7 protein-coding genes and 1 pseudogene are annotated in these 12,084 nt (G+C 46.9%); all 8 read left to right on the plus strand.

All coding sequences use genetic code 11. From position 1 onward, the window contains the following. The first annotated feature begins 24 nt into the window (after window positions 1–24). The 8 genes and pseudogenes from traN (at window position 25) to AB4486_RS21405 (ending at window position 11,445) form a co-directional block, all read left to right on the plus strand. The gene (traN, locus tag AB4486_RS21370) at window positions 25–1,752 is read left to right on the plus strand and encodes a type-F conjugative transfer system mating-pair stabilization protein TraN (RefSeq protein ID WP_372107313.1); all 1,728 of its coding nucleotides are present in this window, start codon (window positions 25–27) and stop codon (window positions 1,750–1,752) included. 23 nt (window positions 1,753–1,775) lie between these two features. Then, window positions 1,776–2,561: a type-F conjugative transfer system pilin assembly protein TraF gene (traF, locus tag AB4486_RS21375; protein WP_102561329.1), complete on the plus strand. Its 786-nt coding sequence runs from the start codon at window positions 1,776–1,778 to the stop codon at window positions 2,559–2,561. 44 nt (window positions 2,562–2,605) lie between these two features. Continuing rightward, window positions 2,606–3,019, plus strand: a complete 414-nt coding sequence (gene trbB, locus AB4486_RS21380) for a type-F conjugative transfer system pilin assembly thiol-disulfide isomerase TrbB (RefSeq protein ID WP_016800100.1) — start codon at window positions 2,606–2,608, stop codon at window positions 3,017–3,019. Further along, on the plus strand, window positions 3,016–4,422 hold the full coding sequence (locus AB4486_RS21385; RefSeq protein WP_016800101.1) for a conjugal transfer protein TraH: 1,407 nt from the start codon (window positions 3,016–3,018) through the stop codon (window positions 4,420–4,422). The genes trbB and AB4486_RS21385 overlap by 4 nt, the downstream gene beginning before the upstream one ends. 3 nt (window positions 4,423–4,425) lie before the next feature. Then, the gene (gene traG / locus AB4486_RS21390) at window positions 4,426–7,239 is read left to right on the plus strand and encodes a conjugal transfer mating-pair stabilization protein TraG (protein ID WP_229648364.1); all 2,814 of its coding nucleotides are present in this window, start codon (window positions 4,426–4,428) and stop codon (window positions 7,237–7,239) included. 83 nt (window positions 7,240–7,322) lie between these two features. Continuing rightward, window positions 7,323–7,859: a hypothetical protein gene (locus AB4486_RS21395; RefSeq protein WP_229648365.1), complete on the plus strand. Its 537-nt coding sequence runs from the start codon at window positions 7,323–7,325 to the stop codon at window positions 7,857–7,859. A gap of 866 nt (window positions 7,860–8,725) precedes the next feature. Continuing rightward, window positions 8,726–10,199 (plus strand): annotated as a pseudogene (gene ltrA / locus AB4486_RS21400) (group II intron reverse transcriptase/maturase). Window positions 10,200–10,875: 676 nt separating this feature from the next. Continuing rightward, complete coding sequence (locus tag AB4486_RS21405; protein WP_016799065.1) at window positions 10,876–11,445, plus strand: hypothetical protein; 570 nt, start codon at window positions 10,876–10,878, stop codon at window positions 11,443–11,445. Window positions 11,446–12,084 lie beyond the last annotated feature (639 nt).

The raw sequence follows: 12,084 nt of genomic DNA on the forward strand, positions 1-12,084 counted from the left end.
CCAACTTTTGATGAGGTGCTCCTTATGCGCATTGACCTCTGGGCTGCGCTCACGCTCAGTTTTTTATCTACTCTCGCTCTTGCCAGCGAACAACAAACCTTTACCGAGAGCGCCAATTGGGCGAAGCAAACGGCAAGCCAAGCTCTCACGCCTCATGCGCTTCCACTCAATGTCGATGACTATTGCAAAGACGCCACGTGTCGAAAAGAGATCCGCAGTCCAAAAGAGTCAAGACTGTCAGACAGTGATATCAATGCACAAAAAGGGACAGAGTTTGTGACCAATGGATTGGCTCAAGACATCAACACCCACTTTAATAAAGGGCGCCCCGATGTTAAAAGCGACCCAGCGATGCGCTTTGCCTTACTCGGCCAAGAGAATGCGTATGAAATCACTCACGGTCTCTCAAATGCCTATGTGGATTGTGATAGCGGCTCCCAGTGCCTTATCGAACACATTCCTAAACAGTGTCATCGTCCAACGAATAACAATGTGCCTTGTACAAAAGTCCCCGTTGCCTCCGTGAGCACCGGTGAGGTGAGCTACCGCTGTCCATCCGGCTGGACACAACAAGGGAGGGATTGCCAACGCCCCCTCCCACAATGCCGATACAATAATGACAATTACGTGAGGCAATCAGGGACTAGAAGAGGTTTTTCGGGATCAGAAACCACGTATTTTTGGGATGGAAAGATAGTCTCTCCCAACCAAGGCTACACGCTTGGCGATTTAAAATATACCATCAACTTAAACTGGCAATGGAGCGCATACTGGCATAAACGCTACGAGATTTGTCGACCCACCACACAAACGAAAAAAGCCACCTTGAGCTGCTCAAACGGATTCTCCTTATCCGGAGGGAACTGCATCAAAAACACCATGACCTGGCGAACACAATGCCGCCTGATGAACTCGTGCAAGGTCACTCGCCAGCAATGTATTGAAGGTCGAGCCACCCGCACCATTAATGGCATTCCCACCACGCTCAATTGTTGGAAATATCGGATAGACCATCATTGTGACCGCCCTAATACCTGCGCAAACCTCCCGAAAGACTGTACGACTCAAACTCAACATTGCAGCCTTAAGCAAAATGGGGTGTGCGTCGAGCAAGAGGTCACAAAGCGTTGTGTTGAGAAGACATGCCGAACCACTGATCTGCAATGTGGGGAGCACTCCTTCTGTCTTGACGGGGAGTGTTACGAGGAGGCGCCCAAATTGAATAACAATTTTGATAAGTCCGTTGCGGCACTGGCAGGACTTGCCGAAGCCGTGAAAGACATCGGCGACCCACCCAAAATATTCACGGGAAAGCCGATGAAGTGCAGTAAGAAACTCGCGGGCTTCAACGATTGTTGTAAAGACTCAGGATGGGGGCAAGGATTGGGAGCGAAATGCAGCGAAGCGGAAGAAGCGCTGGGGGAAGCCAAAGAGAAAGGCTTAACCCTGTACGTGGGGCAATACTGCGCCAAGAAAGTGCTGGGTGTCTGCACCCGTAAAAAGCGCAGTTACTGCGTTTACGACAACAAGCTGGCCAAAATCATCCAAGAGCAAGGGTCTCTTCAGCAACTGGGTAAACGGTTAGGCAGTGCTAAAAATCCCACCTGCGCCGCTATTACGCCCGAAGAACTGGGTCAAATCAATTTTGAATACATTGATTTTAAAGAGTTCTACCCGGAAATGCGTGCCAACACCAACCTCCCCAACTTTGATGAAATCAAGAAACGACTTCAAAGTGCCACGGGCGGATAACCGCCTCCACGGAATCAAGGTCTATGATGATGAAAAAACCTCTGCTTTGCGTCATTACCCTAGCGCTGCTGACTCACCTCCATCCAGCTCTTGCTCAAGAAACCCCTCCTGGGTGGCGCTGGTACAACGAGCCAAAGGCAATGCCCGTAACGCCCAAACCTAAGCCGCTACCAAGCAACACTCAAACCACCGTATCAAGCCCTAAAACGTTATCGGCGACCGAACAGATGGCCTGGTTTCACTCTGTGCATATTGAAGCGCAAAACGACGCGGCCATTCATCCCAAAGATAAAGACAAGCTCGCGAAGTTTTTAGCGTTAAATCATTTTATCACGGACCAAACCGACCAATTAGGCATGACCTTTAAAGCGCTGCTGCTCGAAAGACCTGAGTTTTCTTACACCAAAGACCATCCGACAGAGCAAGCGGCAAGACAAGTGTATTTAACACTGGAGGATAAGAAGAAAACCGACGCGGTTGAAAAGATGAAACAAGACGGATGGGGCTTTTTCTTTGTTTATGAAGGAAAAGATACGCTAAGCCAGCAACTCGCCCCGTCCATTCAAGCGTTTGCTGACCAATACCATTTTGAGCTCCTTGGGATCAGTAATGATGAAACCTTCATCACTCACCTCAAAGAAAACCGCCACAACCAAGGAAAAGTCACGGTGCCTTTTACGCCCGCCTTGATTTTGGTGCATCCAAGCACTGGAGAGATGAAGCCACTGGCGTACGGCTGGATAAGCCAAAATGATTTAATTGGGCGCTTTTACAACGTCGCCACCCACTTTGAGCAATCGGATTTTTAAAGCCACTCAATCCATGTAAAACCACCCAAACGTAAGGAGGCGCTATGCCATTTCTTCGTACCCTTGTGCTTGCTTTTTTGATTCATGCCGCCAGCGCACACGCTGCCATGCAAAACCAATATGCCCTAGTGTTCTTTTTTGAAAGCACCTGCCCGTACTGCCATAAGACCGCCCCTAAAATCACTCGTCTTGGCGAGCGATTTCAATTGCCGGTTTACGCCTTCTCTGTTGATGGGCCGGGCCTTCCAGGGTTTGAGGTCCCTATCCCTGTCACACCAGAGATAGGCAAGACCTTTTTCCCAGGCCAGGGAAAAACGGTCATGCCTGCGACCTTCTTAATGAACGTGAACAGCCGTAAGTTCTCACGTCTGAGCATTGGAGACGTACCAGAAAGCACGCTTGCCCAAAGCATTCAGAACGCCCTTAACGATCCGCGAGTGCAGGAGGCTCTCCAATGAAGCGCTCACTTTTCCACCACTTGTCCACCGTTGCGGTGAATAAGCGAGTTATTCCTTTATTTCTCATCAGCTTATCAGGCGTAAGTCACGCCGACACCAACCACTCGCTGGCCCGCTTTTTTGATAACTCAGGGTACAACGCCAACGTCTCAACCCCGACGGCTTACCAAGGGCAATCGGCCAACTACTACACCGGTGGCAGTTTGTTTGTGCGTAATCAAATTGTCGATGCACAGTTGGTCAGCGTCACTGTCCCCTCCATCAGTACCGGGTGCACTGGCATTGATATGTTTATGGGGGGATTTTCACACATCAGCTCAGACCAACTGGTGAAACTGGGCAAAGCCATTATTCATAATGCCCCTCCTTTTATTGTCAACTTAGCCCTGCAAACCTGGGCACCGCAGCTCAAGCAAAATCTGGATAATCTCCAAGCCAGGCTCGACAAATATCTCAATCAATCGGTGAACTCTTGTGAAGCCGCGCAAGCGTCCATCGGTGGACTGGCCGCCTTTGCCGCTCCTGCTACCAAAAAGCATGTCTGCGCGACGCTTGGTACACAAAACAACGCCTTCTCAGATTGGGTTCAAGGGCAGCAGGAATGTGGCGCAGGAGGCAAAGCAGCGGGTCAGCTAAAGGACGCCAAAAAGGATCCAGCCCTGAAAGACATGACCCAAACCAATCACAACGTGGTCTGGTCTGCGATCATGAATAACGCTTTTTTGTCCTCCGACAAAAATCTAGCGCAATTCATGATGAGTTTGTCAGGCTCTTACGTGTACGACAAAGACGGCAATCCGCGTTATTACCCTAGCCTTTTGACCGACAACAACAACCTCGTCAACGTGCTGCTCGAAGGGGGCAAGGCTGACGTTTATCAGTGTCGCAAAACAGGCCCAGATGCGTGCATTACCATTACCAAGCGTAATAACTTATCCATAAGTCAAACTAACGGCATACAAAACCAGATACGCAAACAACTGGAATCGATACTGCAAAAGATAGCCACCGACCAAAGACTCACGCGTCAACAAGAGGGTTTTCTGGAGCTGATTCAAACGCCGGTACTCAAGTTCTTTATTGACGACTTATCCGCCAATCAAACCCCCGATACCAGCAACTACTCGCGAATGATAGCGGTGGAGCTGCTTAATCAGTACCTCGTGAGCATGTTAAATGTTGCCCGCCAATCCTTGGCCAACACCAACAACAGCCAGGATGACATCGCCCTCATCACTCGTGATATCGATAACGCCAAACGCTTTACCGCGGGGCTGGCTGAGAATGCCATTGAGGCGCTCAACAACCGCAATCAACTGATTGACTCGCAAAGAAAGACCACGCAGCAAAGCACAAAAGAAATCAGCACGACCACCAAACCTACCCCGGCTTATGGGAACTGACCTATGATACTCGAATATTACACTTACACTTCCGGCGAAGTGGTCAACAAAGCCTTTAATGCGCTGGCCACTTTTTTTAGAACCAATACCTTTGGGGATTACTTACAGATGTGCATGATGCTGGGGCTTATCACCAGTTTGTTTATCTTCATGCTGTCACGTAACCCCAAAGACCTCATCAAATGGATGGTGGTGTTCTTTGCCGTACCCCTGTTTCTTATCAACATGAAAGCCGACATGCTCATCATTGATAAGACGCAACCGGGTAAGGCTTACAAGGTGGATAATGTCCCTTACCTCGTGGCCGTGCCTACTTACTTTTTCTCTTCTATCATGGTGGGGATGGCCGAAGGTGTGGAAGGCATTTTCACCACCTCCGACGATGAGCGTTATGGTCGTACTGGGATGTTGTTTGGCTCGGAGCTGTATCAGCTCTCAAGACAATCCAGAATCAATGAGCTGGCACTACAAAAACTCTGGCGAGACTACTTTCATAACTGCATGATTGGGGATGTGAGAATCAATGGGAAATACACCTGGGATGAACTCTTTACCGCCCCTGATATTTTTGCCTTTTTAGACGGCGTTAGGCAAAGCCCGTTGCGCGCCCTTTATCTTGATGAGGGCGGCGGCCGAAGCACCTACAAGCGATGTGAAGAAGCTTACCCTATCATCAAGCAGCGCTTTGATGATGCCGCCAATAAAAACATGAGCTTGTTAGCGCATCAATTGCTTGGCAAAGACGCGGACCGTTATAAGCCGCAAGTGGTGCAGTCACTCACCCGCAGCTACGACAAATTTTTTAGAATGAGTACCAGCGCGTCCAGCACCATCAAACAAAACATGCTGATGAACGAGCTACGCTACAACCTTGATAGCCTTGACCCAACGCAAGCTGCGCTCAATTACGCTTATACCACCAATAAACTGCAAACCACCTCAATGTGGGCGTCATTAGGTTTGATGGCAAGAGAATACTTGCCGATGCTCCATACCATGATGTTTATGTTGTTCGCGTGCCTAGGCTTCTTTGTGGCCGGGGCCGCGGTCATTCCTGGCTTGACCATGATGGTGTTAAAAAACTATTTTGGGACGTTTGCCTTTTTGGCCACGTGGCCAGCCTTGTTTGCCATCATCAACGGCTTTCAGCTTTGGGGACTGGAATCTCTGTCTACGGATGTCTCGGGGAAGTTCGGGGGGCTAGTGCTTTCCAACGCGAATGCCGCGGATGAGCTTCACAGCCGCTTCGCCTGGATCACGGGTATCTTGATGATAGGCGTCCCTATGATAGCCAAAGGCATTTTAAAAGGCGGTCAAGAAGTCATGTCGAGCATGAACTACCAGCTCTCGAGCATGATTAACTCGACCAATGCCAGAGCGAGCGCTGCAGCGTCCACGGGTAATCTGGATTTTGGCAGTATGCAGATTGACAACCACAGCATGAACAACACCCATGCCAATAAGTTTGATACCAATACCCTCGCCAACCAAGGTCACAGCTACACCCAAAACCCAGACGGCTCGGTGACCACACAACACGGAGATGGGCGCACCACCTACGACAGCTCACAAACCACCAGTCGCGGCAACATCAGCGCCAACACGCAAAGCATGCTGCAAGAGAGTGTGGCGAATGCCCGCAATCAAACGCAGCAAAACCTTGAACAAACCAGTACCCAACTGAGTCAAACCCTCCAAGGAGGCGCGGCGCTGAGCGACCGCTGGCATGATAGTGTGGGTAAAAACCTGGCTTACGGTGAAGGCAGCACCAGTGGCTTTAATACTCAAGTCAGCCAAGGTATGAATGACATGCAAACGGCGGTTGACAGCGTGATTCAACAAACGGGTTGGACGAAAGACCAATCACAAGCTTACCTGCAAAGTGTCTATGGCGGCTTCGAGGGCGGCGTAGGCACCGGTAAAGGGGCATCGCCATTCAATTTAGGCGCCAGTGGCGGCGTGAAATGGTCTGATGATGAACGTACGGCTTACAGCAAGATGAATACCGAGCAAAAGCAGCAGCTTGAGCAAGCCACGCAGCAATACACCGAAGGGGCCAATGCCGTGACCAGTGCCGGCACGCAGGTGGACAATAAAGACACCCGAACTTCGGTTGAGCAGTTTGCGCATGACTTTGCGATTAACGCCAGCAACACCAAGTCTCTTGGTGTAAGTGCCATGCAAAGCCAATCGGACTTGAACGCCCTCTCGAATACTCAAACGCGCCTCGACTCTGGCAGTGCCAGCTTTACGGCCAACGCGATTCAAGGCTTCCAGAATTACTTGGAAAAAGACATAGGATTAAACCAACCAGACGTCCAACGCCTAATGACCGCTTACCAACCGGAAGATATTGCTGATGCTAAAAAGTCTTGGCAAGAATACACACGCACTGAAGAGTTCACCACCATGGCGGGACTCGATGGTGACACGGCGAAGATTGTGGCAACAATGGAGAAAGCGCATGAAACCACCACCCCAACCCAACAACCAGAACTGACACCCGAGCAAAACAACACGATGGAGAAAGGATGGGCTAGTACCGTCGATACCGTGGCACACACCCGCACCGAGATGCTGCATACCAAGGGAACGGGCGGACTCTTTAATCAAGCGCGCTTTGATGGGGTTACCGATGATGTAAAACTTCAACAAGAGGAAGCGCAGAAACCCATCATCAAACCTGAGCCGATGATTGAACTGACAGTCAAGTCGCAGGTAGAAAAGGAGATCACTAGACCCGAAAGGACGGAATACGTCACCTCCGACCAAGCCTATCCTGCGGTGCCAAGATACACACAAAACTCGAAAGAATAATACTTAACTAGGTGCATAAAAAAGAACTTTATGTACCGCCTAAATACTGGTATTATGATCAGGTATCTAGAGGGAGAATGACCATGAAAACAGTCTTACCATTACTGCTGCTTACCTGTGCGAGCGTGCAAGCTCAACCCCACTCTCCCGAGCTCACTCAACTGCTGAGCGAGATACACGAGCAGTACGAACTCGCAATGATAAATAAAAGACCATATTCCCAAAACCTGCCGGACATCACCAAACTGCCCTACTTCTTGCAGCACATTGACGAGACGGACACCGTGGAGTCCATACGCTTAAACGCCTACCTACAAGGTTTGCATACTGCGTATTTTGACAATGCCTATAATCAAAAACAGCTAGGCGGAGGAAGCTGGTTCTGTATGCGCGATACAATGGCACTCGATCCAAGGCGCCACCCTGAGTTCCTTGAAGATATGATCTGGATGGTACTTGAGAAAACCGCCAAAAACGATCCGCAGAAGTTCAGACGAGCAAACTATGCAGGGTCCTTCGGCGTTGATATTTCAATGATTATTAACTACGGCTTACAAACCGAATACCCTTGCTACAGCCCTATCCCTAAATCGTTACAATTTAACGGCTGGAAATATTAATCTCGGCATAGGATATCCATCGAGAGTGAATGTAATTTCAGGTATAAGGCCAGTACGAGAGAGTAGGAACGGGTTAAATGTCTTTATTCTAGACTAGGTATTCATTGGCCGCTGCTTGGGCACAAAAACGTTCCTTTAACCCCTTATATAGCCCAAGAAAGTATTACGTTCCTGTTTCCATGAGTAGCAAGCAATAAAGTATCCTCTTAAAATGGCAGCGATCGCATCGGTACGCTGCTATTCGTTCTAATGAATCATTAGAGTAGTAGCTCTAGCTCATTTCTGCCCGTGCGACCTGAAGTCGTATGAAGCGTTGTTCACCACGACAAGAGTGAACCATCTGTATCACCAGATGACCCTAAGATCCTGAATAAAGTAGCGGATCTGACAATGTAACGAAACTTGGCCGTTAGGCTGAGTGGGAACAAAATCGTGAGAGGATGTTCCTCCTGAAAACCACAATTCGGGTAAGTGCTAGGGAGTCAATATGATGAACGTATGTGAATCCATTAAAGGTGCGTCATATGATGAAGCAGCGGAAGTGGTTAATACGCTGTGGCCAAAACGGCAACGAGAGTCGGAAAGGAGTTGGGCATTGGCCTTTCGTGATCAAAGTACTCTCCGCACTAGAGTGGGCATCTAAGTTGACATTTTACGTAACATACGGAACAGGGTAAGCCTGTATCGCTCCCTATGGGAAAGCCCTTGTGGCCGATAGTGATGCGGGTAAAGGAGGTCGGAGAAAGCGAAGGCTGCATTGTAACGATGCAGATACAGACTCGTGTCTGGTCACGAAAGTGAGCCCACTTCCGACTGGTCTTTCGTTGCGAGAGAGTTTGAAGAACTTTATTTAAGGAGAAACGCAAATGATGATTTCTAAAGAGATTAGTGCCTCTCCTGACAGTGCTCAATGGCAGTCTATCGACTGGAAACCTATTGAGTCGCATGTATTAAAGCTTCAGATGCGTATCGCAAAGGCAACTAGAGAAGGTAAACACGGTAAAGCGAAAGCCTTGCAGTGGATACTAACCCATTCTCGCTCAGCCAAGCTTCTTGCAGTAAGGCGAGTATCTCAAAATAAAGGTAGTAAAACGTCTGGAATAGATGGTGTCATCTGGAACACAGATGCACGCCGCATAAAAGCAGTTAATCAATTGAGTCGAAAGGCGTACAAAGCCCAACCGCTCAAGCGTATCTACATCCCTAAAAAGAACGGCAAGCTCAGACCATTAGGCATTCCATGCATGATTGACAGAGCGCAACAAGCCCTCCATCTTCTTGCATTAGAGCCTATATCGGAAATGCTTGCTGACCCTAATAGTTATGGATTTAGGCCAAATCGCAGTACTGCCGATGCAGTTGGGCAGTGTTTCAAATGTTTGGCATTAAAGAAATCAGCTAAATGGGTACTTGAAGGGGATATTAAAGCTTGTTTCGACAAGATCGGCCATCAATGGCTTCTTGATAACATCGTTATTGATAAGAGAATGTTGGAACAATGGCTAAAATCTGGCTTTATGGACAAAGGTCTGTTTTATCGCACCGATGAGGGAACACCGCAAGGTGGGATAATATCACCAACCTTGATGCTAATGACTCTTGCTGGACTTGAGCAGCATATTAAGTCTACGGCCCTCAAAAAGGGTAGTAGAGCCAATTTCATTGGATACGCCGACGATTTCGTCGTCACCTGCGCTTCAAAGGAAGTGTTGGAGAACGATATCAAACCGTTGATCGCTGAATTTTTAGCGGAAAGAGGCTTAACATTATCCGAAGAGAAAACGCACATTACACACATCGATAACGGCTTTAACTTTCTAGGGTTCAATCACAGAAAGTACAAAGGGAAATTGCTCATTAAACCGAGTAAATCTAACACATTGCTGTTCTTGAGCAATCTGCGCGAACTCATCAAAAAGCATGCAACAACCTCTGTAAACGATCTTATCAAACTGATAAATCCGAAATTAAGGGGTTGGGCTAATTATTATCGCCATTGCGTGGCTAAACAGGTATTCGGATATGTAGGTCATAAGCTATTTCTTGCATTATGGTACTGGGCAGTGAGGCGTCATCCGACAAAATCCAAAACTTGGGTGGCCCTTAAATACTTCGTCAACCGAAAAGGCCAATGGCATTTTCATGGTTGGCAGAAGATCATGGATATGGATTGCCAGTTCAATCTCTTCCAAATAGCCAAAGTACCGATCGAGAGACATGTAAAAAATCCGAAGTGCAGCGACACCATATGACCCTCAACACCAAGAATACTTGGCTAAGAGAAAGTCAAAAAGGCAAGCTCGCAACTCTTGGAAGGAGCCTACTCTCGCTGCTTTATAAGTTGCTGGGTATCAAACGATGCCTTCGTGAAGGCTTGAGCCTAGTGCAGTGAAAGTTGCACGCTGGGTTCTTAGGGGGACGGCACTTGGTAACAAGTGTCGTCTACCCGACCTAAATTGGTTTCGCCAAAAAGTCTGCATTCACAGTCGAGTGGTTTTTGGCCTAATAGAACTAATCTGACACCCAAACTCAAAAAGAACGTAAACTGGGTATCAGAGTGCAGTTCTTAGTTCAAAGCAACTCGATGACTTTTGCTCTACAAACCGATCTTAAAGCGTCACAAACTTACAAGGCGTTATGGAAGCATACCGCCTTGATCAAGTGTCTAAAATCTTCGCTAAGAGCGTTTGAGGTGGTCTGAGGGCTGTTTCTGATAGCAAACTCGCACATTTACCAAATAGTAATAATAAACACCGATTTTTGTGAGGTTGTGTTGCAACAATTTTAAAGCCGTCCTCCGCAATCTAAAACTTGCGTCAATAAGAATTAGCAATTTCGCAGTAAAACCTCGCCCGATGAGGATGATCACAGGGATATTAAGTGTTCTTTACTATAAGGATAAGGAGCGCCATTTTATAAACTAAATAGCGGCCTTGCCCCTGGTTGAATGCTGTTTTTATATACAGTATATTTGGCTGGTTTTTATTCCCGATTTATACGTTTAACGGAGCAAAATATGAGTAACACAGGTGAAGATCTAATTTTAGCTATAGAGAATAATTCAAAACTGATGCAATTGAGTAATTGCCCATCTGTACCAGTTGAATTTAGTCGTGCTGTTTACGGTTCTGTTCAGAACGATTCTGGCAATGGTTCTGTTATTGAAAATAAAGGAAATATGCAGAGTCAAATAAATACGGCTCTTGCTTTTTCCGGAGCAAACTCAGAAACAGAAGTGTGGCATTTTTTAATGGGGTCAGCTGTTCACCATTTTGTAGTTGTTCCATGGTATAAACAATCAGCGCCTCAAGGTGTTGTATACACTATTTTTATGGCTTATGAAGATAAGTACAAAGTAGATAATTATGTAAATAAGAAAAGTCCAGCTCCTACAGGGACTAAAGGTTATAAAAAGGTTTGGACAACTAGCGATTTGAGTAATATGTTTTCTGAGTTACTAACAAGTAGCGATGCTTGGGAAAGTTACTTTGGAAATGTTGGAAAAAATCAAGCAACTAAAATTACTTATTGGAAGTACAAAACAACAACTTTATCTTCTGCTATCACTAATGTTAATAATTATTAACGTACCCCAAATTAGCGTTGAGGTATGATGGTTTTTTGATCAATTAGCGTTCATGCTAAACCCTGTTATTTATGGCAAGGTAAGCATAGCGTGAGCTTGAAAAGCTCATTATTTCGGTATCCGTGGAAGCCTCCTCCTTTCCATTACGTTGGCTCTTAATACGTTATGGCGCGTAGAGAGGGGGAGGTAGTTTCACAGTAGTATTTAACGTTGCTGAATACACATTTACCATAACGACACTTAGTGCGAACCCAGATTTAGATGCAAAAAAAACCTCCCAATCGGGAGGCTTTTTCTTAGAGAGTGTCATGAAAGCTAATCTTTACTGCATTATGAGTATAGATCAGGTTTTAGATGTGTGTGATTTTGCCTTAATTTAATTTAACGGCACTTAGTGCGCACCTAACCCAATACTTTTGCTAGCGCGATGCTACTCACCGCACTAGCACTTCACAAGTAAATTTGCCATACCTGTAGTTATTGATGGTTTTCTAATTTAGAAAAGGCACTGGCAAGGTTTCCCTATCTGGCAGGGTAGTTGTCACTGTTAAAATTTAACCAGTTTGGGCGATAAAGAGTAATTGTGTCTCGTATCTCAGTAGAAAGAAAAGAAGCTATCTTGAAGAAGCTATTACCTCC

This window comes from Vibrio sp. 10N.222.55.C6, from assembly GCF_041473395.1.
In the GTDB taxonomy this organism is placed as follows: domain Bacteria; phylum Pseudomonadota; class Gammaproteobacteria; order Enterobacterales; family Vibrionaceae; genus Vibrio; species Vibrio crassostreae_C.

Bases quoted from the DNA above. Each gene is read 5' to 3' on its own strand.
- traN (WP_372107313.1), top strand. From the start codon at position 25: ATGCGCATTGACCTCTGGGCTGCGCTCACGCTCAGTTTTTTATCTACT.
- traF (WP_102561329.1), top strand. From the start codon at position 1,776: ATGATGATGAAAAAACCTCTGCTTTGCGTCATTACCCTAGCGCTGCTG.
- trbB (WP_016800100.1), top strand. From the start codon at position 2,606: ATGCCATTTCTTCGTACCCTTGTGCTTGCTTTTTTGATTCATGCCGCC.
- AB4486_RS21385 (WP_016800101.1), top strand. From the start codon at position 3,016: ATGAAGCGCTCACTTTTCCACCACTTGTCCACCGTTGCGGTGAATAAG.
- traG (WP_229648364.1), top strand. From the start codon at position 4,426: ATGATACTCGAATATTACACTTACACTTCCGGCGAAGTGGTCAACAAA.
- AB4486_RS21395 (WP_229648365.1), top strand. From the start codon at position 7,323: ATGAAAACAGTCTTACCATTACTGCTGCTTACCTGTGCGAGCGTGCAA.
- AB4486_RS21405 (WP_016799065.1), top strand. From the start codon at position 10,876: ATGAGTAACACAGGTGAAGATCTAATTTTAGCTATAGAGAATAATTCA.